The sequence below is a fragment of the Citrobacter sp. TBCP-5362 genome (assembly GCF_005406305.1).
GTDB classification, from domain to species: domain Bacteria; phylum Pseudomonadota; class Gammaproteobacteria; order Enterobacterales; family Enterobacteriaceae; genus Citrobacter_B; species Citrobacter_B koseri.
Genome location: NZ_CP040234.1, coordinates 218,609 through 240,937, shown reverse-complemented (window position 1 = coordinate 240,937; position 22,329 = coordinate 218,609). Strand labels below are relative to the sequence as shown.

The 22,329-nt window shown below is 53.9% G+C and carries 20 protein-coding genes; 13 read left to right on the top strand and 7 right to left on the bottom strand.

All coding sequences use genetic code 11. From position 1 onward, the window contains the following. Positions 1 to 52: 52 nt before the first annotated feature. The 3 genes from pitA to FD428_RS01075 all read left to right on the top strand — a co-directional run bounded on the left by pitA (position 53) and on the right by FD428_RS01075 (position 2,589). Positions 53 to 1,549: an inorganic phosphate transporter PitA gene (gene pitA / locus FD428_RS01085; protein WP_012135626.1), complete on the top strand. Its 1,497-nt coding sequence runs from the start codon at positions 53 to 55 to the stop codon at positions 1,547 to 1,549. A 265-nt stretch (positions 1,550 to 1,814) separates the two neighbouring features. After that, positions 1,815 to 2,204, top strand: coding sequence for a polymorphic toxin type 44 domain-containing protein (locus FD428_RS01080; RefSeq protein WP_071259290.1), 390 nt, complete (start codon positions 1,815 to 1,817; stop codon positions 2,202 to 2,204). Continuing rightward, positions 2,182 to 2,589 carry a hypothetical protein gene (locus tag FD428_RS01075; RefSeq protein ID WP_110493687.1) on the top strand — a complete coding sequence of 136 codons (408 nt, stop codon included), beginning with the start codon at positions 2,182 to 2,184 and terminating at the stop codon, positions 2,587 to 2,589. Before FD428_RS01080 ends, FD428_RS01075 begins: the two co-directional genes overlap by 23 nt. Before the next feature lie 47 nt (positions 2,590 to 2,636). Here the strand turns inward: FD428_RS01075 and uspB are convergent, their stop codons facing one another. After that, positions 2,637 to 2,972: a universal stress protein UspB gene (gene uspB / locus FD428_RS01070; protein ID WP_012135627.1), complete on the bottom strand. Its 336-nt coding sequence runs from the start codon at positions 2,970 to 2,972 to the stop codon at positions 2,637 to 2,639. A 391-nt stretch (positions 2,973 to 3,363) separates the two neighbouring features. Between uspB and uspA the strand changes: the two genes are divergently transcribed. From uspA to nadS, 4 genes are all read left to right on the top strand, one after another. Beyond that, positions 3,364 to 3,798 (top strand): universal stress protein UspA, encoded by a 435-nt coding sequence (uspA, locus tag FD428_RS01065; protein ID WP_000323571.1) that lies wholly within the window; start codon positions 3,364 to 3,366, stop codon positions 3,796 to 3,798. A gap of 298 nt (positions 3,799 to 4,096) precedes the next feature. Next, complete coding sequence (gene dtpB / locus FD428_RS01060) at positions 4,097 to 5,569, top strand: dipeptide/tripeptide permease DtpB (RefSeq protein ID WP_047460450.1); 1,473 nt, start codon at positions 4,097 to 4,099, stop codon at positions 5,567 to 5,569. Positions 5,570 to 5,680: 111 nt separating this feature from the next. Then, positions 5,681 to 6,022, top strand: a complete 342-nt coding sequence (locus FD428_RS01055) for a type II toxin-antitoxin system RelE/ParE family toxin (protein WP_048902455.1) — start codon at positions 5,681 to 5,683, stop codon at positions 6,020 to 6,022. Then, positions 6,019 to 6,306 carry a NadS family protein gene (gene nadS, locus FD428_RS01050; RefSeq protein WP_058668245.1) on the top strand — a complete coding sequence of 96 codons (288 nt, stop codon included), beginning with the start codon at positions 6,019 to 6,021 and terminating at the stop codon, positions 6,304 to 6,306. The genes FD428_RS01055 and nadS overlap by 4 nt, the downstream gene beginning before the upstream one ends. Positions 6,307 to 6,371: 65 nt before the next feature. Here the strand turns inward: nadS and FD428_RS01045 are convergent, their stop codons facing one another. Continuing rightward, on the bottom strand, positions 6,372 to 6,875 hold the full coding sequence (locus FD428_RS01045; RefSeq protein ID WP_012135633.1) for an Rrf2 family transcriptional regulator: 504 nt from the start codon (positions 6,873 to 6,875) through the stop codon (positions 6,372 to 6,374). Between the two features lie 233 nt (positions 6,876 to 7,108). Between FD428_RS01045 and FD428_RS01040 the strand changes: the two genes are divergently transcribed. Continuing rightward, positions 7,109 to 8,311 (top strand): NAD(P)/FAD-dependent oxidoreductase, encoded by a 1,203-nt coding sequence (locus tag FD428_RS01040; RefSeq protein ID WP_012135635.1) that lies wholly within the window; start codon positions 7,109 to 7,111, stop codon positions 8,309 to 8,311. Positions 8,312 to 8,384: 73 nt separating this feature from the next. On the opposite strand, the gene rsmJ is transcribed toward FD428_RS01040, so the two are convergent. Together rsmJ and prlC are read right to left on the bottom strand one after the other, a co-directional pair. Beyond that, the gene (gene rsmJ, locus FD428_RS01035; RefSeq protein WP_114848088.1) at positions 8,385 to 9,143 is read right to left on the bottom strand and encodes a 16S rRNA (guanine(1516)-N(2))-methyltransferase RsmJ; all 759 of its coding nucleotides are present in this window, start codon (positions 9,141 to 9,143) and stop codon (positions 8,385 to 8,387) included. Between the two features lie 8 nt (positions 9,144 to 9,151). Then, entirely contained in the window at positions 9,152 to 11,194 is a 2,043-nt protein-coding gene (gene prlC / locus FD428_RS01030; protein ID WP_081353211.1) for an oligopeptidase A, read from the bottom strand. Between the two features lie 206 nt (positions 11,195 to 11,400). Between prlC and FD428_RS01025 the strand changes: the two genes are divergently transcribed. Continuing rightward, the gene (locus FD428_RS01025) at positions 11,401 to 12,243 is read left to right on the top strand and encodes a 23S rRNA (adenine(2030)-N(6))-methyltransferase RlmJ (RefSeq protein WP_114848089.1); all 843 of its coding nucleotides are present in this window, start codon (positions 11,401 to 11,403) and stop codon (positions 12,241 to 12,243) included. A gap of 104 nt (positions 12,244 to 12,347) precedes the next feature. Continuing rightward, on the top strand, positions 12,348 to 13,700 hold the full coding sequence (gene gorA, locus FD428_RS01020) for a glutathione-disulfide reductase (protein WP_114848090.1): 1,353 nt from the start codon (positions 12,348 to 12,350) through the stop codon (positions 13,698 to 13,700). Between the two features lie 145 nt (positions 13,701 to 13,845). Here gorA and FD428_RS01015 read toward each other — a convergent pair whose 3' ends face one another. Continuing rightward, entirely contained in the window at positions 13,846 to 15,240 is a 1,395-nt protein-coding gene (locus tag FD428_RS01015) for a cytochrome-c peroxidase (protein ID WP_071259278.1), read from the bottom strand. 427 nt (positions 15,241 to 15,667) lie between these two features. On the opposite strand from FD428_RS01015, the gene FD428_RS01010 reads away from it, so the two are divergent. Continuing rightward, complete coding sequence (locus tag FD428_RS01010; RefSeq protein WP_012135642.1) at positions 15,668 to 17,317, top strand: alpha,alpha-trehalase; 1,650 nt, start codon at positions 15,668 to 15,670, stop codon at positions 17,315 to 17,317. A 5-nt stretch (positions 17,318 to 17,322) separates the two neighbouring features. On the opposite strand, the gene FD428_RS01005 is transcribed toward FD428_RS01010, so the two are convergent. Then, complete coding sequence (locus tag FD428_RS01005; protein ID WP_114848091.1) at positions 17,323 to 18,912, bottom strand: STY4199 family HEPN domain-containing protein; 1,590 nt, start codon at positions 18,910 to 18,912, stop codon at positions 17,323 to 17,325. 281 nt (positions 18,913 to 19,193) lie between these two features. Next, on the bottom strand, positions 19,194 to 19,952 hold the full coding sequence (locus FD428_RS01000; RefSeq protein WP_047460429.1) for an SDR family NAD(P)-dependent oxidoreductase: 759 nt from the start codon (positions 19,950 to 19,952) through the stop codon (positions 19,194 to 19,196). A 119-nt stretch (positions 19,953 to 20,071) separates the two neighbouring features. Here FD428_RS01000 and FD428_RS00995 point away from each other — a divergent pair, with 119 nt between their 5' ends. Beyond that, positions 20,072 to 20,971: a LysR family transcriptional regulator gene (locus FD428_RS00995; RefSeq protein WP_047460427.1), complete on the top strand. Its 900-nt coding sequence runs from the start codon at positions 20,072 to 20,074 to the stop codon at positions 20,969 to 20,971. 47 nt (positions 20,972 to 21,018) lie between these two features. Further along, positions 21,019 to 22,047 carry an inner membrane protein YhjD gene (gene yhjD / locus FD428_RS00990; RefSeq protein WP_012135646.1) on the top strand — a complete coding sequence of 343 codons (1,029 nt, stop codon included), beginning with the start codon at positions 21,019 to 21,021 and terminating at the stop codon, positions 22,045 to 22,047. Positions 22,048 to 22,329 lie beyond the last annotated feature (282 nt).

The window sequence follows — 22,329 nt, the reverse complement described above, 5'->3', positions numbered from 1 at the left end:
AAAGTCACTGATAATGCGCCGCGTTCATGTCCTCAAAATGGCGTAACGTCCTATGCTACATTTGTTTGCTGGCCTGGATTTACATACCGGGCTTTTATTATTGCTTGCTCTGGCTTTTGTGCTGTTCTACGAAGCGATTAACGGCTTCCATGATACAGCCAACGCAGTGGCAACCGTGATTTATACCCGTGCGATGCGTTCGCAACTGGCGGTTGTTATGGCTGCGGTCTTTAACTTCTTTGGCGTTCTACTGGGCGGTCTGAGTGTAGCCTATGCCATCGTGCATATGTTGCCTACGGATTTGCTGCTTAACATGGGTTCCGCACATGGCCTCGCTATGGTGTTCTCTATGTTGCTGGCGGCCATTATCTGGAACCTCGGTACATGGTACTTTGGTCTGCCTGCCTCCAGTTCCCATACGCTGATTGGCGCCATCATTGGTATCGGTTTAACCAATGCAATGATGACCGGCACTTCAGTGGTGGATGCGCTAAATATACCTAAAGTTATCAATATATTTGGGTCACTGATTGTCTCCCCTATCGTAGGCCTGGTGTTTGCTGGCGGTCTGATCTTTTTGCTGCGTCGCTACTGGAGCGGCACTAAAAAGCGCGCACGTATCCACCTGACCCCTGCTGAACGTGAAAAGAAAGACGGTAAGAAAAAGCCGCCATTCTGGACGCGTATCGCACTTATCCTCTCGGCTATCGGCGTGGCGTTCTCTCATGGCGCTAACGATGGTCAGAAAGGCATTGGTCTGGTCATGCTGGTTCTGATTGGCGTGGCGCCTGCGGGCTTCGTCGTCAATATGAACGCATCCGGCTATGAAATTACCCGTACCCGCGACGCCATCAACAACGTCGAAACGTACTTCCAGCAGCACCCTGATCTGCTGAAAAAAGTCACCGGCGTGGATCAGCTGATTCCCGCACCGGAACCGGGCGCGACAGAACCCGCAGAGTTCCATTGCCACCCGGCGAATACCATCAATGCGCTTGATCGCGCGAAAGGTATGCTGGCGAATCTGGAAAGCTACGACACGTTAAGCGTTGACCAGCGTAGCCAGCTGCGTCGCATTATGCTGTGCATCTCCGACACGACCGATAAAGTCGTGAAGCTGCCTGGCGTAAGCAATGACGACCAGCGTCTGCTGAAAAAACTGAAAACCGATATGCTGAGCACCATTGAGTACGCGCCGATCTGGATAATCATGGCCGTCGCGCTGGCGCTGGGTATTGGCACCATGATCGGCTGGCGCCGCGTGGCGACCACCATCGGTGAGAAGATTGGTAAGAAAGGCATGACCTATGCGCAAGGGATGTCGGCGCAGATGACGGCCGCAGTCTCTATCGGTCTCGCCAGCTACACCGGTATGCCGGTATCCACCACGCACGTCCTTTCTTCCTCCGTCGCGGGGACAATGGTTGTGGACGGTGGCGGTCTACAGCGCAAAACGGTCACCAGCATTCTGATGGCCTGGGTGTTTACCCTGCCAGCGGCGATTATTCTGTCCGGCGTGCTGTACTGGATCTCGCTGAAGATTATCTAAGCGCGACCGTGCCGGATGGCGGCGATGCCTTATCCGGCATACAAAAACGCAGCACGTAGGCCTTAAAGCGACGCGCCATCAGGCAAAGGAATGCAGAATCAACCGTATTGAGCGGGTCAGGAAACTGACCCGCTTTTTTTATATGCGCCGTTTTTCTATTAACTCTCTACTTTCATTAGGAAAATCTGAACACTTTTTGTTCAGATTATCGATACACGAGAAACTATCATGCCGGGCAGGATTAAAACCGAACACTGGAGGATGTATGGCTTCCGTTCCAACCCCTGGCCCTGGTTCAATTGTTATAGCTAACAACATGCGTGAAGCACGCCAAAATGGAATGTCTCGTAATATGGCCACGGCTTCTACTTACTACTGGTTCTATCAAAAAGTCAGAAATGGCGGCCCATGGGATTATAAAAAATTCGATCCGTATTTCGCAGCATTTGGCAATTTCAACTTCGGTGCCGCAGGGACTGCTGCAGGCATTCCTGCAAAGATCCTCCTTATTGGCGGGGGTTGGGCTCAGAACCGCGCAGGTACTTCAAAACCTGAATGGGGTAAATGGTACGATAAACCACCTTACGGTGATGACCCAACGGATCAGCGCAATATCAGAGAAGGAATAGACTATGCCATTCAGAACGGCTATTAGATGGCTCCATCGGCTTGTCACGCTTGTACTTCTCATCGTGGTTACAGGTTTTGCCTGGTTAAATCATCAGCCCGCCCCTCTCAGTGACGACGAGTTGCAGCGCGTTTATCAAGTTTCAGATTGCGTCTGGCTGTACATGACTGTGAATCATCAGGGTGGCGCAACCGTACCTACCATTTACCGATATTATCTGTCGAATAAGCTAGAGGGCAAAGACACAGACATTATCCAGCAACTCTCTACGAAATCTCCCGTCATTGAGGGTACTGGCACTATTACGAATGCCAGCCCAGATAAAAACGGGGCGGTGAGCATTTCTTATAGCGGTAAAGTTATCTCGATTCAGGACAATATCTCAGACCTCCGGTTCACAGTTGCGCCCTGAGCCGGATGATAAAAAGGCGAGGATATCCTCGCCTTTTTTATTTTTGCTCAGTGCCAAATCAACAGCGCAACCATACTGATCAGCACCAGACCGCATAATGCGCTGGTGAGGATGAACTGGCCGCGAACGCGTTCACAACGGCGGATGAATTCATCATCGTGGTGATCGCGATAACGTTGCGCGTAGATATACCACACCAGACGCATCTGTTTGTTGGGTTGACCATGCGAGGTAAAGAAGCCACCTCCATCCACATATTGGTAGAGCAATGGATCGCAACCACGCAGTACCACTAACAGCGCGCGTAACGATGAGAAATAGCGCGCCATATTAACAATGCAAACGACACATAAAGCCCAGAATAATGCGACGGTGCTTATCATACCTCCTCCCCGGCGACCCGCCCACGGAGCTCCTCTCCGGGACTACCGCTCCCCCGATACTCAGCCAGACAGTTCAGTGAAAGAGTCCTGCTAAACCGTTCACGCCAGTGCCCTGCATCCGAACGGCTCTATTAAATAGTGTAGGAGATCAGTTAATTTTTTTGCCAGAAGGTTAACCGCTATCAATGCAATTAACTGAAAATTTTGTTTAACTGATTGGCAAGCAAGGCGGATTGACGGATTATCCAGGTCGCTATAATGTAAGGATAGTCTTTACATTCACTTCTCGGCTGGGCTAGCCCCGCGCTGTAGTTCGCAGGACGCGGGTGACGCGGCGGCACAAGAAACGCTAGCTGGCTAGTCATCGACAACTTATGGAAGGAGTAACACTATGGCTTACAAACACATTCTCATCGCGGTTGACCTTTCCCCGGAAAGTAAAGTTCTGGTAGAAAAAGCGGTTTCAATGGCGCGTCCTTACAACGCGAAAGTCTCTCTTATCCACGTTGATGTCAATTACTCTGACCTGTACACCGGCCTGATCGACGTGAATCTGGGCGATATGCAAAAACGCATCTCTGAAGAAACACACCATGCGCTGACCGAACTTTCCACCAATGCCGGTTATCCTATCACCGAAACCCTGAGCGGCAGCGGCGATCTGGGTCAGGTACTGGTTGACGCGATCAAAAAATACGATATGGATCTGGTCGTTTGCGGTCATCATCAGGACTTCTGGAGCAAACTGATGTCTTCAGCACGCCAGCTGATTAATACCGTGCATGTCGACATGCTGATTGTTCCGCTGCGCGACGAAGAAGAGTAAGTTCTGTTGTGCCGGATGGCGGCTGACGCCTTATCCGGCCAGGCATTCATCAGCCCGATATACACAGCGCCCGCCAATGCGGGCGTTTTTGTTTATGCCTTCCCTCGAACACATTCCAGTACAACATTCCAGACCACAAATCATAATTAGTGTGATCAACTAATTAGATCGAAAACCATCTCTATAATAATCTATTCATTCGGTTAATGACCGCAGTCTATAACAGAGTCAGACTTTTTCGGCGCGTTTTGGCATACGCGTTCATACTTTTCGGGATGGCATTGAAAGGCGAAGGAATATGAATACAACTGCACCTACGGGCTTGCTACAGCAACCCCGTCCGTTCTTCATGATCTTTTTTGTAGAATTATGGGAGCGATTCGGCTATTACGGCGTCCAGGGCATCCTGGCGGTTTTCTTTGTTAAACAGCTTGGCTTCTCTCAGGAACAGGCATTTATCACCTTTGGCGCATTTGCCGCACTGGTGTACGGCCTGATATCCATTGGCGGCTACGTTGGCGATCACCTGCTGGGAACTAAGCGTACCCTGGTACTGGGGGCGATTGTCCTGGCGATCGGCTACTTCATGACCGGGTTATCGTTACTGAAACCGAACCTGATTTTTATCGCGCTGGGGACGATTGCCGTCGGTAACGGGCTGTTTAAAGCCAACCCTGCGAGCCTGCTGTCCAAGTGTTACCTGCCCAAAGACCCCCGTCTGGACGGCGCGTTCACCCTGTTTTATATGTCGATTAACATCGGGTCGCTGCTGTCGCTCTCCCTCGCCCCGGTCATCGCCGACAAATTCGGCTATGCCGTTACCTATAACCTGTGCGGCGCCGGGCTGATTGTCGCGCTTCTGGTCTACTTCGCCTGTCGCGGCATGGTGAAAGATATCGGTTCAGAGCCAGACCATAAGCCGCTGAGCTTCCGTAATCTGCTCGCCGTACTGATCGGCACCGTCGCCATGATTTTCCTCTGCGCCTGGCTGATGCATAACGTAAAAATCGCCAACCTGGTGCTGATCGTCCTGTCAATTGTGGTCATCATTTTCTTCTTCCGTGAAGCGTTTCGTCTGGATAAAACCGGACGCAACAAAATGTTCGTCGCTTTTATCCTGATGCTTGAAGCGGTGCTGTTTTATATTCTGTACGCACAGATGCCTACATCGCTGAATTTCTTCGCAATCAATAACGTACATCACGATATTCTCGGTTTTACCATTAACCCGGTCAGCTTCCAGGCGCTGAATCCGTTCTGGGTGGTGGTTGCCAGTCCGGTACTGGCGGCGATTTACACGCGTCTGGGGAGCAAAGGCAAAGATCTGACCATGCCGATGAAGTTTACGCTGGGCATGTTCCTCTGTTCGCTGGGCTTTTTGACCGCCGCCGCCGCAGGCATGTGGTTCGCCGATGCGCAGGGGCTGACTTCACCGTGGTTTATCGTGCTGGTGTACCTGTTCCAGAGTCTGGGTGAGTTGCTGATTAGCGCCCTGGGGCTGGCAATGGTTGCCGCGCTGGTGCCTCAGCACCTGATGGGCTTTATTCTCGGGATGTGGTTCCTGACGCAGGCGGCGGCTTTCCTGCTGGGCGGCTATGTCGCAACCTTCACCGCCGTACCGGAAAACATCACCGACCCGCTCCAGACGCTGCCTATCTACACCGGCGTGTTCAGCAAAATAGGCCTCGTCACACTGGCAGTCACCGTTGTGATGGCGATTATGGTGCCGTGGTTGAACCGGATGATTAATACGCCGGATAGCAGTAAATAAGCGTCAACTTTTAGTTCTGACCGCGAGTAACATCGCGGTTTTTTTATCTGTTAACTCTTACTATGTAAGAGTATAATTTGAACAAACAGGTCATCATGGACGGACATGACCATGAACTACATTGAATTTATTGAGACTTCTGTCTTTGCCCGCCAGCGGGAAGCTCTGCTCACCGAGGATGAATATCGCGCATTTCAGGAAATGCTCATTATAAACCCGCTGGAAGGTGATTTAATTCAGGGTACAGGTGGTTGCAGGAAAGTTCGTTTTGCTCCAGCAAGCCACTGTAAGGGAAAAAGCGGCGGGATTCGTAGTATTTACTATTTTCAAAATAGCGAAGGGCGTATCTGGCTTTTCATGGCTTACCCTAAGAACAAAAAGGATAGTCTGAGCGGCGAAGAAAAAAACGCCCTCAAATCCATCATTCACCAACTAAAAGAGGGCTCGTTATGAACGATTTCTTTAAAGATCTGATGGAATCTGCAAGCGAGGCCGTTGAAATCAGCCAGGGTCGCAAACCTGCTGCCCGAATCACCCGATATGAACTTCCAGATGTCAAAGCTATCAGGAAGAAAGCCAATATGAAGCAGAATGAGTTTGCACAGGCAATAGGCGTCTCATCTTCCCTGATTCAGGCCTGGGAGCAGAAGAGGCGTATCCCTACCGGAACTTATCTTAAGGTTCTTCGGGTGATAGAGCGTAATCCAGAGATGGTTAATCTTTTCAAAACAGTCTAATCGCAACATAGTCCGATAAGCACAGCGCTATCGGACATAGCCGCATCCGGCCTGCGTTCGGGCATTTACCCTTTACGCGCATCAATCCATTCCTGCACTTCAACCACAAAGGTCTCTGGCGCTTTACGGTACATCTTACGCGCCAGATCGAGAATGGTATGCTGCCCTAACGCTTCTTCCATACGCTGCTGCGCCATGTCCATTACCGAGCGCACGCCGCAGATACCTTCGCAGGCCCACGCCGGAGGCTGCTCATCAAAAACAGCCAGACGCTGGCGAATTTCACGGCATTCAAAGATGCGCTTGTCACCGTCAATGGCGTTGACCACATCCAGCACTGTGATGTGTTCGGCAGGCCTGGCGAGCTGAAAACCACCGCCTTTGCCTTCGATGCTGCGCACCAGGCCCGCTTTCGACAGACGGGTAAAAATCTTGGCCAGATAGTCGTAGGGCACGCTTTGCAGGTCAGCAATTTCGCGAACGCTCATATCGCGGGCGTCGCCTTTGCTGTCCACCATACACATCAGGCTATGGATGCCGTACTCAACCCCGGAACTGTAGAATGCCATGCTCTTATCTCAGCCAAAATAATTCTGAGTTATTGTAGCTTTTTCGACAGGCGCTTGCCAGACAGAGAACCATAGCACATTAGAAATTAAAATTTAATTCATTATTTATCATAATGATAACCACCAGATCTGGATCATTTTCCACCGGATCGCACAAATGACATTGCATTCATTAACTACGACTAATAAAATCCGAGTAAATAACTTCATCGTTAACATTGAGTGCAACCTAAATGCGTAAACAAATTCTGATCGTTGGTGCAGGTTTTTCCGGGATGTGGGCCGCGCTGAGCGCCGCCCGTCTGGCAGATAAACACCAGAATGACACAATTGATATCACCGTTATCGCCCCACAACCCGAGCTTCGCGTACGCCCTCGCTTTTATGAAAATGCCGTCCAGACGCTGGTCGCTCCCCTGCAACCGCTGTTCGACGAAACCGGCGTCAACTTCCTGCGCGGGACGGTTGCGCAGATCCTTCCCGACTCAAAAGAGGTGAGCTGGGCGGATGCCTCCGGCAAAACGCACTTGCATCGCTACGACCGTTTGATTCTGGCAAGCGGCAGCCACGTTAACCGTTCACTCGTAACGGGCGCAGATGCGCATGCGTTCGATCTGGATCAACTGGAAAGCGCCGCCGTACTGGAGCAGCACCTGAAGGATCTGGCGAACAAAGAAGAAAGCGACGCGCGCAATACCGTTGTTGTTTGCGGCGGCGGCTTTACCGGGATCGAGATGGCGCTGGAGTTGCCTGGCCGTTTGCGTGATATTCTCGGCGCTGATGCTAAGACCAGAGTAGTCGTAGTTGAACGCGGCCCGCAGCCTGGCGCTCGCTACAGCGAAGAACTGCGCAACGTGATTATCGAAGCGTCGGCAGAGCTGGGCGTGGAGTGGCTGGTGAATACGGAAGTGGAAAGCGTAGACGCAACGGGCATCACGCTGAAAGACGGGCAAACCATCGCGTCGCAAACCGTCATCTGGACCGTCGGCGTTCAGGCGAACGATCTGACCGGGCAGATTGACGCTCCGCGCGACCGTCAGGGGCGTTTACATGTGAACGCTCAGCTTCAGGTGGTGGGTCACGATGACATTTATGCCACTGGCGATGTGGCGTACGCCGCAACCGATGACAAAGGCAATCATGCGTTAATGACCTGCCAGCACGCTATTCTGCTGGGCAAGTTTGCCGGGAATAACGCGGCCGCAGACCTGCTGGAGGTCGCTCCTCTGCCGTATCGTCAGGAAAACTATGTCACCTGTCTGGATCTTGGCGCATGGGGCGCGGTCTACACCGAAGGCTGGGATCAGCAGGTAAAACTGACGCGTGCGGAAGCGAAAAAACTCAAGCTGTCGATTGTCAGCGAGCTGATCTATCCACCGAAGGCCGACAGAGCCGTGGCGTTTGAGATTGCCGATCCGCTGGCGCCGTTTGTTTAGTCAGCCTTGCCGGATGGCGGCGTACCCTGCATGAACCGTAGGCCCGATAAGCGAAGCGCCATCGGGCAATTCGTTACTCCACCAATGCCGTACCGGTATAAATATCAAACCGGTGGCCTTTGGTGACAACCGCGTTCGGCGTGGCGACATCCGCTAACGGTGGCGCGTAATCCGGGCGCTTCACCACGACCCGTTTGGTCGCCAGCTGGCGCGCTGGCGCCAGCAAACCATCGGCATCAAGATCCGGCCCGACCAGCGACTGAAACACCCGCATCTCTTTTTTCACCAATGCGCTTTTCTGCTTATGCGGGAACATCGGATCGAGATAAACCACCTGCGGGCGCGGCGTGATACCCGTCAGCGCCGTCAGGCTGGAGGCATGGATCAACTGCAAGCGTTCCTGCAACCACGGGCCGATTTCCGGGTCGGCATACCCGCGCGCCAGACCGTCATCCAACAACGCCGCGACCACCGGGTTGCGCTCCAGCATGCGCACTCGACACCCCACGGAGGCCAGCACAAAAGCATCGCGCCCCAGTCCCGCCGTCGCATCGACCACATCCGGCAGGTAATCGCCTTTAATGCCGACCGCTTTCGCGACCGCTTCGCCGCGACCGCCGCCGAACTTGCGGCGATGGGCCATCGCCCCGCCGACAAAATCGACAAAGATGCCGCCAAGCTTCGGCTCATCGCGCTTACGCAGCTCCAGATGCGCAGTCGTCAGCACCAGCGCCATCGGGTTGTTTTCGTCATGCTCTAACCCCCAGCGGGCGGCAAGAACAGATAAGGCGCCGTCTCCGGCGCCTGTTTCATCAACTAAGCAGATCTTCACGTACGCTATCAGCCTTTAATGCCGTAGTGCGTCAGCATCGCGTCCAGCTGCGGTTCACGGCCACGGAAGCGCTTGAACAGCTCCATCGGCTCTTCCGAACCACCGCGAGTCAGGATGTTGTCGAGGAACGACTGCCCGGTATCGCGGTTGAAAATGCCTTCTTCCTCAAAGCGCGAGAAGGCATCCGCCGCCAGTACATCGGCCCACAGATAGCTGTAGTAACCTGCCGCATATCCCCCGGCGAAAATATGGCTGAAGGCGTGCGGGAAGCGACCCCATGACGGCCCCGGCACCACGGCGACCTGTTTTTTGATCTCAGAAAGCGTCTCCAGAATTTTCGCCCCTTGTTCCGGGTTAAATTCCGCATGCAGACGGAAGTCGAACAGGCCAAACTCCAGCTGACGCAGAATAAACAGCGCCGCCTGGTAGTTCTTCGCCGCCAGCATTTTATCCAGCAGTTCCTTCGGCAGCGGTTCGCCGGTCTCGTAGTGACCGGAGATAAACGCCAGCGCGTCCGGCTCCCAGCACCAGTTTTCCATAAACTGGCTCGGCAGTTCGACCGCATCCCACGGCACGCCGCTGATGCCGGAAACGCCCGCCGTTTCGATGCGGGTCAGCATGTGGTGCAGACCGTGGCCGAACTCGTGGAACAGGGTGATCACTTCATCATGCGTGAACAGCGCCGGTTTACCGTTAACCGGACGGTTAAAGTTACAGGTCAGGTAGGCGACCGGTTTTTGCAGCGAGCCATCGGCTTTGCGCATCTGGCCGACGCAGTCATCCATCCACGCCCCGCCACGCTTGTGCTCACGCGCATACAGATCGAGGTAGAAGCTGCCGCGCAGTTCGTTGTTTTCGTCATACAGCTCGAAGAAGCGCACGTCGGGATGCCAGACATCCACATCGTTACGCTCTCTGGCTGTAATGCCGTAAATGCGTTGTACCACTTCAAACAGGCCGTTCACGGCTTTGTTTTCCGGGAAGTACGGGCGCAGTTGCTCATCGCTGATGCTGTAAAGGTGCTGCTTTTGTTTCTCGCTGTAGTACGCGATATCCCACGGTTGCAGTTCATCGACGCCGAACGTCGCTTTCGCGAAGGCGCGCAGTTGCGCCAGTTCTTTCTCGCCCTGTGGACGCGCGCGTTTCGCCAGATCGGTTAAGAAATCCAGCACCTGCTGCGGGTTTTCCGCCATTTTGGTGGCGAGCGATTTAAAGGCATAGCTGTCGAAACCCAGCAACTGCGCCAGTTCATGACGCAGCGCGAGGATCTCTTCCATCACCGGGCTGTTGTCCCATTTACCCGCGTTCGGCCCCTGATCGGAGGCGCGCGTCACATAGGCGCGGTACATCTCTTCACGCAATGCCGGGTTGTCGCAGTAGGTCATCACCGGCAGATAGCTTGGAATATCCAGCGTCAGCAGCCAGCCTTCCTGCTCTTTCGCTTCCGCCTGCGCTTTCGCGGCGGCCAGAGCGCTTTCCGGCATGCCCGCCAGTTCCGCGTCGTCAGTCACTAACTTCGTCCAGCCCATCGTGGCGTCGAGCACGTTGTTGCTGTACTGATTACCCAGCTCGGACAGGCGAGTTGCGATTTCACCATAGCGCTGCTGTTTTTCCTTCGGCAGACCAATACCGGAAAGCTCAAAATCGCGCAGCGCGTTATCAACCGCTTTTTTCTGCGCGAGGTTCAGGGTCGCGTAATGGTCGCCATCGCGCAGGTCGCGGTACGCATTGTACAGACCCTCGTGCTGACCAACCCAGGTGCTGTATTCAGACAGCAGCGGCAGCGTCTGCTCATAGGCTTCGCGCAGTTCCGGGCTGTTTTTAACGGAATTCAGGTGGCTGACCGGAGAGAAAATGCGCCCCAGCACGTCATCCACTTCCGCCAGCGGCTGGCAGAGATTTTCCCAGGTGTACGGCGCGCCCTGCGCCACTACCCGCTCCACGTTTTCACGGCAGTCATTCAGCGCCTTTGTCACGGCAGGCACCACATGCTCAGGCTGGATTTGGGAAAACGGCGGTAGCGAGAAAGGCGTCAGTAATGGATTGGTCATAAGCGCTGTCCTGTTGAATGAGGTGAATGAAGCGCGCATCCGGCGCTGTGCATATTTGTTTCAGATGGGGGTAAGTGTAGTGAATTTCAATGGCGAGCGTAGCGGAAAAATACCCGGTAGCGCTGCGCTTACCGGCCTACGGGTAATCTGCCCTTTTCTGCTGTAAACTGTGACAAATCGTCTATTTCAGCGGAATTTAATTACCCATGCTCAGTTATCGCCACAGCTTTCACGCTGGCAACCACGCCGACGTCCTCAAACACACTGTTCAGAGCCTGATTATCGAGTCGCTCAAAGAGAAAGAGAAACCGTTTCTTTATCTGGACACGCACGCTGGCGCTGGCCGTTATCAGCTGAGCGGCGAACACGCCGAGCGCACCGGTGAATATATGGAAGGGATCGCCCGCATCTGGCAGCAGGACGATTTACCGACCGAGCTGGAGCCTTATATCGGCGTGGTAGAGCACTTTAACCGTAACGGGCAACTGCGTTACTACCCGGGTTCCCCGCTCATCGCCCGCCAGCTGCTGCGTGAGCAGGACAGCCTGCAACTGACGGAGCTGCATTCAAGCGATTTTCCGCTACTGCGTTCTGAGTTTCAAAAAGACAGCCGCGCCCGCGTGGAGCGTGCCGACGGCTATATGCAGTTGAAGTCCAAACTGCCGCCGGTTACACGTCGCGGCCTGATCCTCATCGACCCGCCTTACGAAATGAAAACCGATTATCAGGCGGTCGTCAGCGGCATCAGCGAAGGGTATAAGCGCTTTGCCACCGGCACCTATGCGCTGTGGTATCCGGTGGTGCTACGCCAGCAAATTAAACGCATGATTCACGACCTGGAAGACACCGGAATCCGCAAAATCCTGCAAATTGAGCTGGCAGTACGCCCGGACAGCGACCAGCGCGGCATGACCGCCTCTGGCATGATCGTCATTAACCCGCCGTGGAAGCTGGAACAGCAGATGAACAACGTGCTGCCGTGGCTGCACAGCAAGCTGGTTCCGGCGGGCACCGGGCACGCTTCCGTCAGCTGGATCGTGCCAGAGTAATCACAGCCATCGGTGGAACCTTTTAATTCCAGGTATACAATCGCGAATATTTTGGCGAATGGCATTGCGCTCATTCGCCCTACAATGAACATGAAGGAGCGGTCATGACCAAACACTATGATTACATCGCGATCGGCGGCGGAAGCGGCGGTATTGCCTCGATTAACCGTGCCGCTATGTACGGTCAGAAATGTGCGTTGATTGAAGCCAAAGAGCTGGGCGGCACCTGCGTCAACGTCGGTTGCGTCCCTAAAAAAGTGATGTGGCATGCCGCGCAGATTCGCGAAGCGATCCATATGTACGGCCCGGACTACGGCTTTGACACCACCATCAACGCATTCAACTGGGACACGCTGATTGCCAGCCGCACGGCCTATATCGACCGTATTCACACCTCGTACGACAACGTGCTGGGTAAAAATAACGTGGATGTGATCAAAGGCTTCGCCCGCTTCGTGGATGCCCGAACCCTTGAAGTGAATGGGGAAACGATCACCGCCGATCACATCCTGATCGCCACCGGCGGTCGCCCGAGCCATCCGTCCATTCCGGGTACGGAATACGGTATCGACTCCGACGGTTTCTTTGCGCTGCCTGCGCTGCCGGAGCGCGTTGCGGTGGTCGGCGCGGGTTACATCGCCGTAGAACTGGCTGGCGTAATTAACGGCCTGGGCGCCCAAACGCACCTGTTCGTGCGTAAACACGCGCCGCTACGCAGCTTTGATCCGATGATCACCGAAACGCTGGTTGAAGTGATGAACACGGAAGGCCCGACGCTTCACACCCACGCGATCCCGAAAGCGGTGGTGAAAAACGCCGACGGCAGCCTGACCCTGCAACTGGAAGACGGTCGCAGCGAAACGGTGGATTGCCTGATTTGGGCGATTGGCCGCGAACCGGCAACCGACAACGTTAACCTTGCCACCACCGGCGTGAAAACCAACGAAAAAGGGTACATCGTCGTCGATAAATTCCAGAATACCAGCGTGGAAGGTATTTATGCGGTGGGCGATAACACCGGTGCGGTTGAGCTGACGCCAGTCGCCGTGGCGGCGGGTCGTCGTCTCTCCGAACGTTTGTTCAACAACAAGCCGAACGAGCATCTGGACTACAGCAATATTCCGACCGTGGTCTTTAGCCACCCGCCGATTGGCACCGTGGGCCTGACCGAACCACAGGCGCGCGAACAGTACGGCGACGACCAGGTGAAAGTGTACAAATCATCGTTCACAGCCATGTACACTGCGGTGACCTCTCACCGTCAGCCCTGCCGCATGAAGCTGGTATGCGTCGGCGAAGACGAGAAGATTGTCGGTATTCACGGCATCGGCTTCGGGATGGATGAAATGTTGCAGGGCTTCGCGGTCGCACTGAAAATGGGCGCCACCAAGAAAGACTTCGACAACACCGTGGCGATTCACCCAACGGCGGCGGAAGAGTTCGTGACAATGCGTTAATCGTCGATAAGCGCCGGATGGTGTGACGATCCTGTCGGCCGGATAGGCGTTTACGGCGCCATGCCCGATGGCGCTATGCTTATCGGGCCTACGCATGCGGTTTTCCGTAGACCCGATAAAACTTCAGCCGTCATCCGGCATTCTTTTATTTTCCTTGCATATACGGCGTATACACCCCGTTCAGGCTTTCCAGAAACGCGACGATATCATCAATGTCTTTCTGCGGAATCTCTTTCCCCACCTGATAACGCAACATCAGTTTCACCGCTCCGTCGAGGGTTGGCACATCCCCCCGGTGGAAATACGGCGCGGTCAGCGCAACGTTACGTAATCCGGGCACTTTCTGACGCAATTTATCGCGAACTTCATTGGTGACGTTCATACGTCCAATGTCCGCAGCGGTAATTTCGCCGAAATTAAAGTCTTTCTTCAGACCCAACGGCTCGAAGGAACGCCCACCGAGAATAATACCGCCGTGACAGGTCGCGCATTTATTCTCTTTGAACAGCTCATAGCCATGTTTCTGCTGCGCCGTCAGCGCATTTTCATCCCCTCGTAACCACTTATCGAAAGGCGAATTTGGCGTAATCAGCGTCTTCTCAAACTCGGCAATGGCATCCGTAATCGTTTCTCCGCTGAAGCCCTGCGGATATATCGCCGTGAACTGCTGTTTTAGCACCGGATCTTTATCGAGTTTCCCAATGATTTCATCCCAGGATTTAGAGGCCATTTCAATCGGGTTTAACGGCGGCCCACCAGCCTGCGCCTGCAACGTCGGCGCGCGACCATCCCAGAATTGCTCAACGTTAAAGATCGAGTTGAACACCGTTGGCGCGTTGATTGGCCCTACCGCGCCGCCCACGCCGATGGAGGTTTTCCTGCCGTCCACGCCGCCCGCGTTCAGCGCATGGCAATGCGCGCAGGAGATGGTGCTGTCACCCGATAAACGGGCATCGTGGTAGAGGGTAAAACCCAGTGCGACTTTTTGATCGTCAACCGGCAGTTTTTCGGGGACAGGCTGAACCGGCTCATTACGGTGCGCCGCCGCCGTATCCGCGCTGGCGTAGTAACGTTCGCGCTGTTTAGCGATCCAGCCGAGAATCTCCTCCCGCTCCGTATCACTGACCTTACCGGCCCAGTGCAGCGCGGTATAGCGCGTTGGCGGCATTGTTTCGTACTGCATCACCCATTCAATCTTATTCAGATCGCTTTGCGTGACGGGTTTATCCGCGACCAACGCGGCGCGTACTGCTTCAAGGTTGAAAGATTTATAGCCCAGTTGAATGTCATAATTCATCAACTGCTTAGCAACGGGAAAAGAGGAATAAAAAGGCAGTTCAGCAGAGGGGGTATGACAATAATCGCATCCCTTTTCCCGCAAAAAACCCAGGATTTTATTATTGTCTTCCAGCGTTGAGGCTTGCACATCAGCTTCTTTACTACGTTGATTATCGTGATACCAGACGTAACCAGATAATCCTAAATAACAAATCGCAATGCCTGCTATGGCTATCGCGGTAAGACGGGTAATGATTTTCATTATTTTACCCTCACTATAGTGAGATATTATGGCCCAGAAGATGAACATAAATCAGGCGTATGTCTTTATTAGACATAGCCATCATAGGAAATACAGGCGAAGGGTTTTTGATAAGTATCAAGCAATTACATGGGGATAAACTATCGATAAGATAGCTTTCCCCTATTATAAGCAGGGTCTTTCGGCGTCGGTATTCATAACTCGTTGCAATCGAATGTTCTGAAAGTGAAAATCTTCCTGTTACGGCTATTCCATATTTTTTATATTATTATCAGTAATCTATATTTAAAGACTCTTTTTCACGTATTAACAAAGCGTGATCTATCGCACAGTTTGCACCTCATATACCGAAGCGAATGTCTACGCTTAATAGACAGCCGGGCAACACCCGTATCATTTACGACGCAATCCGGAGGTCCTTCTCATTATGCTCAACCAGAAATTACACCCCGCCCCATCCGACGAATTAACGATCGAAATCGATCTGCTTTATGAAACGGATCCGTGCGAGTTAAAGCTGGATGAAATGATCGAGGCAGAACCGGAACCTGAGATGATTGAGGGGCTACCCGCCTCCGACGCCCTTACCCCAGCCGATCGCTATCTTGAGCTGTTCGAGCATGTGCAATCATCCCGGCTTTTTGCCGACAGTAAAACTTTCCCCGACTGCGCGCCAAAAATGGACCCGCTGGATATTCTGATCCGCTACCGTAAGGTCAGACGACACCGCGACTTTGACCTGCTGCGCTTTGTTGAAAATCACTTCTGGCTACCGGAAACCTGGTCCAGTGAATATGTCTCCAACCCGGAAAATTCACTGAAAGAACATATCGATCAGCTCTGGCCGGTGCTGACGCGTGAGCCGCAGGATCACATTCCCTGGTCCTCGCTGCTGGCGCTGCCGCAATCCTATATCGTGCCGGGCGGACGTTTTAGCGAAACCTACTACTGGGACTCCTATTTCACCATGCTGGGCCTGGCGGAAAGCGGCCGGGAAGACCTGCTGAAATGTATGGCGGACAACTTCGCGTGGATGATTGAGAATTACGGCCACATCCCCAACGGAAACCGCACATATTATTTGAGCCGCTCGCAGCCGCCGGTCTTTGCGCTGATGGTCGAATTGTTCGAAGAGGATGGCGTGCGCGGGGCGCGGCGCTATCTGGATCATCTGAAAATGGAGTACGCCTTCTGGATGGACGGCGCGGAATCTCTGGTGCTCAACCAGGCCTATCGCCATGTCATCAGAATGCCGGACGGTTCCCTGCTCAACCGCTACTGGGACGATCGCGACACCCCCCGCGACGAATCGTGGCTGGAGGATGTGGAAACCGCCAAACATTCGGGTCGTCCGGCCAATGAGGTATACCGGGATCTCCGTGCCGGCGCGGCCTCCGGTTGGGATTACTCATCACGCTGGCTGCGCGATGCAAGCCGGCTGGCCAGCATCCGCACAACCCAGTTCATCCCCATCGACCTGAACGCTTTCCTCTACAAACTGGAGAGCGCGATTGCCAACATTTCCGCCCTGAAAGGCGACCGTGAAACCGAAGCGGCATTTCGCCAGAAAGCCAGCGATCGCCGCGCCGCCGTAAACCGCTATCTGTGGGATGACGAGAATGGCTGCTATCGGGATTACGACTGGCGGCGCGAGCAAATGGCGCTCTTTTCCGCCGCCAGTATCGTGCCGCTGTATGTCGGCATGGCGACTCACGAGCAGGCAGACCGCCTCGCTAACGCCGTTCGCAGCCGTCTGCTGACGCCTGGCGGGATCATGGCGACAGAGTATGAAACCGGCGAGCAATGGGATAAGCCTAACGGCTGGGCGCCGCTACAGTGGATGGCAATCCAGGGCTTCAAGCTGTACGGCGACGATATGCTGGGGGATGAAATTGCCCGCAACTGGTTAAAAACCGTCAATATTTTTTACCAGCAGCACCATAAACTGATCGAAAAGTACCATATTGCCTGCGGCACGCCGCGTGAAGGGGGCGGCGGGGAATATCCGTTGCAGGATGGGTTTGGCTGGACCAATGGCGTGGTTCGCCGTTTGATTGGTTTATACGGCGAACCATAGCGGCGTTACCGAATCACGTTATAAATGGCGGTCTGAATCTTTAACCATTTTTTGTTTTCCACGCTGGGCTCGGCCTGAACACGCAGCCGGGCCTGCTCCATATCATGCTGCTGGCGCATCACCACCGCCGGAACGGTACAAAAACTTTGCAGATACTTTTTATGCAGCGACGTCAGCGACGCTCCGTTCAGCATGGCGTGGCTCAGCGACGTCAGGAAGCGTCGGCAGGGTTTTACCTCATCCATCAGCGAAGGGTAGCGTAGCAGCAGTTGCAGCACATCGGCGTTGCCCGTCGAAAACGCCTGTTCGGTCCAGGCCAGCTGCCAGTTCATCCCGCCCTGTAAGAACAACGCCGTAACGCGCGTATCATTACGGTCGATCGCCGAGCGCATATTAAACGGGTCCCAGGTGATCCCCATGCGGCTCATGGTTTCCCGCGCGGAGGGCGCCTCAAGCCGGGCGTCATCCTGCATGACCTCGTCGCGTTGTACGGGCGCGGCAGAAGGAGGCGGCGAGCTGAACAACCAAAACGCCCCCACCAGGATCGCCAGCACCATTGCGCCAACCCCGCCCCACAACACCCCGGAAATCAGCTGCTCACGCTCTTCAGCCGTCCGCTGCTGTCGCTTGTGAGGTGGTTCAATACTCTCGCCAATTTCCTGGTTATCTCCCCCCGCCAGCGCGTCTTTTTCTCGCGCCTCCTCCCAGAATTTCTCCACCACGCCCTCATCGGACGCCATAAACGAAGCCGGGTTTATGCGAGTGCGTTTTTCATTAAACGCCCGCTGTACCGAGCGGGTGATCTGGCGGAACTGACAATCCAGTAGCGACAACTGCACGGAACTGAGCGGCTGCCCGGCGATGATGCCGTTACGCGCCTGACGGCAATCCTCAAGGAACATACGCAGGGTCGTACGCGGCTCAACAAACAGCGTCAGCGCAGACGCGTCTTTGAAAAATGCGGAATAGTGACGGGCGAACGACTTTTTATCGACCACCATCAATGCCAGCTCGCTGAACAGCATCGCGCTGAGCGCATCCTGTCCTTCGCTGAGTTTTAACCAGCCTCGCAGACGATCGGCGCCAAAATGCAGCTTCAGGTAGCTATTCAACTGATGACGATCCGGCCACACCTGCGAAATAAGCGCTTTCAGCGTGAGTTCAATCGCCCGCAGCTGACGCCGGGCCTGTATTTGCGCGTCCTGATTGCCTGCATCAATATCAGTCTGATAAGTGAGAAGCGGCTGCCGCTGGCGCAGTTGTTCCAACGACGCCACAAAACGCAGGGCGGCAAGCAGTTGGTTTTCACTGACATCCTTCCCGCTGTCATATTGCGGAACATACTGCTGGAGATGTCGCAAATGCAGCATAAACTGGCTCAGTTGCGCATCGTTTATATGTAATTTTTTTGCCACCACGCTCCAGCCGCCTAAATTAAGGCGGGCTTGATCCAGTTGTTCCATAAACCAGCGCGGTTCTTTTCCTTCCGCAACATGTACGCCCAGCAGCAGCAGGATCTCCACTGACGCCTGACGGATGATGCCCAGACAGTGTTCAAAAGGCGAATGCATCGCCTGCGAAGCGTTATTCGTCATGATCGTCCCTAAAAAAGCCCCTCCATAAAGAAGGCTTTTAATATTATTTTAATTATCTGTTTTGATAGATATAACAGATTTTTTTGGCATTACAGTGACTATAACGCAAAGGTTGAGAAATTTATTTTGGGCGGCGAGGGAAATAAAGAGAAGTCGATGAACAGTCATCGCGGAATATTAAAATTAACGTCAGGAATAAAACAGCGTTTCTGAAATAAGTTTATCCTTAATCTAAATTAATGTTGCGGGTGTAAACCACCCGCTTAATATTATCATCCTGATTATAAGAACATGCCGCCCGACACTTCGATACGCTGCGCGGTCATCCAGCCCAGTTCATCGCTGAGCAACGCGGCGATGGCATCACCAATATCGTCCGGCAAACCGACCCGTCCCAGGGCGGTTTGTGACGCGATATACGCATTCAGTTGTTCATTGTCCCGCACATTGCCACCGCCAAAATCAGTTTCAATGGCTCCCGGCGCAATAATGTTCACGGTGATGCCGCGTTCGCCCAGCTCTTTTGCCTGATAACGCGTCAGCACTTCCATCGCCCCCTTCATCGCGGCATAAGCGCTGTAGCCAGGCAATGCAAAACGAGCCAGCCCCGTCGACACATTGAGGATCCTGCCGCCATTCTTCAGCAGGGGTAACAGCCCCTGAGTCAGGAAAAACGGCCCTTTAAACTGAATGTTCAAAAGCTGGTCAAACTGCGCTTCAGTGAAGGTCGAATACGGCGCGTTGATGCCGATTCCGGCATTGTTCAATAAATAATCAAATGAATCACGCTGCCACTCCGTTTTCAGGGTTTCCCGCACCTTTTCAACAAACGCAGGGAATCCCGAAATATCCCCGACATTCAACTGCAATGCTGCGGCTTTCCCGCCTGATTGCGTAATTTCATGCACGACCTGCTGCGCCTCTTTTTCATTGCTGTTCCACGTCAGAATGATCCCGATTCCTCTGCTCGCCAGCTTAAGCGCCGCGTTTTTACCGAGCCCTCGGCTGCCGCCGGTCACTAATGCGATACGTTGCGTCATAAGAAACCTCATTTCAGGTGTTGTGAAGATTGAGAAAGAGCTTATTAGGTGTTAGAAAAACAATAAATGTAGCGAAATGCGCTTCACTGTTTCATTCAGAACAACACCGGGACCTCGCGATGGATAAAATTCACGCAATGCAGTTGTTCATTCGCGTCGCTGAACTGGAGAGTTTTTCCCGCGCCGCCGAAACATCAGGCCTTCCTAAAGGTAGCGTATCCCGCCAGATACAGGCGCTGGAAAACCACCTCGGCACGCAGTTGCTGCACCGCACCACCCGGCGGGTTCAGCTTACTCAGGACGGAATGGTGTATTACGAACGTGCGAAAGATCTGCTGACGAACCTGGACGAGCTGGACGGTTTGTTCCAGCACGACCCGGCCAGCATCAGCGGCAAGCTGCGGGTCGATATGCCGGTTGGGGTCGCCAAGAACCTGGTGATACCGCGCCTGCCCGCGTTTTTACAGCAGTATCCGGGTATTGAGCTGGAACTCAGCAGCAGCGATCGCCTGGTGGATTTGATACGGGAAGGGTTCGACTGCGTGGTGCGGGTCGGGACACTAAAAGATTCCGGGTTGATCGCCCGCCCGTTGGGAAAGCTGTCGGTCATTAACTGCGCCAGCCCGCAGTATCTGGCGCGCTTTGGCTACCCAGAAGGTCTGGACGATCTGGCCTCGCATGCGGTGGTTCATTATTCCGTCAATCTGGGTACGCGCCCGCAAGGCTTCGAAGTGGCAACGGCAAACGGCACGCAGTGGATTAAAACCGGCGGCATTCTGACGGTCAACAGCACCGAGACCTACCATGCCGCCTGCCTGGCAGGGCTGGGAATCATTCAGGTGCCGCGCATCGGCGTTCGCGAGGCATTGCGCGCCGGAACGCTCATCGAGATCCTGCCGCAGTATCGCGCTGACCCAATGCCGGTGTCCCTGCTCTACCCGCATCGCCGCAACCTCTCCCGCCGGGTGCACCTGTTCATGGAGTGGCTGACCGGCGTAATGAAAGACTACGTGGACTGACACGCTATACTATTCTGAGAGTTAACAAAAGAAGGACTATCGACCTGATGACGCAGGAAAAAGACGTAAAACGCCCTATTCAGGAACTCGACCATGCGCCGGTGCCCAAAGTGGAGACGCACGATCGTGACGAACCAGAAACAAACAACAAGGCCACCCAGGCGCTCAAAACGGTCTCCACGACGGCAGCGAGAATCCAGCGTCAGCCGGTGATTGCCCACCTGATCCGCGCCGCAGAGCGTTTTAACGATCGGCTGGGTAACCAGTTTGGCGCCGCTATCACCTATTTCTCGTTTCTGTCGATGATCCCTGTCCTGATGGTGTCGTTTGCCGCCGCCGGTTTTATTCTCGCGTCGCATCCCACGCTATTAGAGGACATTTTCAATAAAATCCTGATGAACGTCAGCGACCCTACGCTGGCGTCCACGCTGAAAAGCACTATCAACACCGCCGTTCAGCAGCGCACCACCGTCGGCCTGGTGGGGCTGGGCATTGCGCTCTATTCCGGGATCAACTGGATGGGCAACCTGCGTGAAGCGATTCGCGCCCAGTCGCGGGATGTATGGGAGCGCACCCCGCAGGATCAGGAAAAAATCTGGATAAAATACCTGCGCGATTTTGTCTCGCTGATTGGGCTGTTGGTTGCGCTAATTATCACGCTGTCCATTACCTCGATTGCCGGTTCTGCGCAGCAGATGATTATCTCCGCGCTGTATCTCGACAGCATTGAGTGGCTAAAACCCGCCTGGCGGTTGATTGGGCTGGCCATTTCGATTTTCGCCAACTACCTGCTGTTCTTCTGGATTTTCTGGCGGCTACCGCGCCATCGACCGCGCAAGAAGGCATTGATTCGCGGTACGTTTATCGCCGCGATCGGTTTTGAGGTGATCAAAATAATCATGACCTACACGCTGCCTTCTCTGGTGAAATCCCCGTCCGGCGCCGCATTCGGTTCCGTGCTTGGCCTGATGGCGTTCTTCTACTTCTTTGCCCGCCTGACGCTGTTTTGCGCGGCCTGGATAGCCACCGCCGAATACAAAGACGACCCACGTATGCCAGGGAAAACCCACCGCTAGTTCATCATTTGATGCCGGATGGCGCGATGCTTATCCGGCCTACCGCCCGGCAGGTCGCTACGCCTTATACGGCACGCATTGCAGCATATAAATCCAGACCGTAACTTTTATTTAACCTAAAACCAGTTTTATCCTCTAAGTTTAAAATTGTGTGAAGCATTTCATAGACGTGAAATCGCAGGTCTAAACATTATCCCCTTTTTGACCATTATTTGAGCGAAATCCCGCTTTGTTACAGATTGAAATGTCGCTTTTGCTGTGCGTAATATGGCCGTTCGTTCG

What these genes read in the sequence shown, in the direction of transcription:
- pitA (WP_012135626.1), top strand. Translation starts at nt 53, where the DNA reads ATGCTACATTTGTTTGCTGGCCTGGATTTACATACCGGGCTTTTATTA.
- FD428_RS01080 (WP_071259290.1), top strand. Translation starts at nt 1,815, where the DNA reads ATGGCTTCCGTTCCAACCCCTGGCCCTGGTTCAATTGTTATAGCTAAC.
- FD428_RS01075 (WP_110493687.1), top strand. Translation starts at nt 2,182, where the DNA reads ATGCCATTCAGAACGGCTATTAGATGGCTCCATCGGCTTGTCACGCTT.
- uspB (WP_012135627.1), bottom strand. Translation starts at nt 2,972, where the DNA reads ATGATAAGCACCGTCGCATTATTCTGGGCTTTATGTGTCGTTTGCATT.
- uspA (WP_000323571.1), top strand. Translation starts at nt 3,364, where the DNA reads ATGGCTTACAAACACATTCTCATCGCGGTTGACCTTTCCCCGGAAAGT.
- dtpB (WP_047460450.1), top strand. Translation starts at nt 4,097, where the DNA reads ATGAATACAACTGCACCTACGGGCTTGCTACAGCAACCCCGTCCGTTC.
- FD428_RS01055 (WP_048902455.1), top strand. Translation starts at nt 5,681, where the DNA reads ATGAACTACATTGAATTTATTGAGACTTCTGTCTTTGCCCGCCAGCGG.
- nadS (WP_058668245.1), top strand. Translation starts at nt 6,019, where the DNA reads ATGAACGATTTCTTTAAAGATCTGATGGAATCTGCAAGCGAGGCCGTT.
- FD428_RS01045 (WP_012135633.1), bottom strand. Translation starts at nt 6,875, where the DNA reads ATGGCATTCTACAGTTCCGGGGTTGAGTACGGCATCCATAGCCTGATG.
- FD428_RS01040 (WP_012135635.1), top strand. Translation starts at nt 7,109, where the DNA reads ATGCGTAAACAAATTCTGATCGTTGGTGCAGGTTTTTCCGGGATGTGG.
- prlC (WP_081353211.1), bottom strand. Translation starts at nt 11,194, where the DNA reads ATGACCAATCCATTACTGACGCCTTTCTCGCTACCGCCGTTTTCCCAA.
- FD428_RS01025 (WP_114848089.1), top strand. Translation starts at nt 11,401, where the DNA reads ATGCTCAGTTATCGCCACAGCTTTCACGCTGGCAACCACGCCGACGTC.
- gorA (WP_114848090.1), top strand. Translation starts at nt 12,348, where the DNA reads ATGACCAAACACTATGATTACATCGCGATCGGCGGCGGAAGCGGCGGT.
- FD428_RS01015 (WP_071259278.1), bottom strand. Translation starts at nt 15,240, where the DNA reads ATGAAAATCATTACCCGTCTTACCGCGATAGCCATAGCAGGCATTGCG.
- FD428_RS01010 (WP_012135642.1), top strand. Translation starts at nt 15,668, where the DNA reads ATGCTCAACCAGAAATTACACCCCGCCCCATCCGACGAATTAACGATC.
- FD428_RS01005 (WP_114848091.1), bottom strand. Translation starts at nt 18,912, where the DNA reads ATGACGAATAACGCTTCGCAGGCGATGCATTCGCCTTTTGAACACTGT.
- FD428_RS01000 (WP_047460429.1), bottom strand. Translation starts at nt 19,952, where the DNA reads ATGACGCAACGTATCGCATTAGTGACCGGCGGCAGCCGAGGGCTCGGT.
- FD428_RS00995 (WP_047460427.1), top strand. Translation starts at nt 20,072, where the DNA reads ATGGATAAAATTCACGCAATGCAGTTGTTCATTCGCGTCGCTGAACTG.
- yhjD (WP_012135646.1), top strand. Translation starts at nt 21,019, where the DNA reads ATGACGCAGGAAAAAGACGTAAAACGCCCTATTCAGGAACTCGACCAT.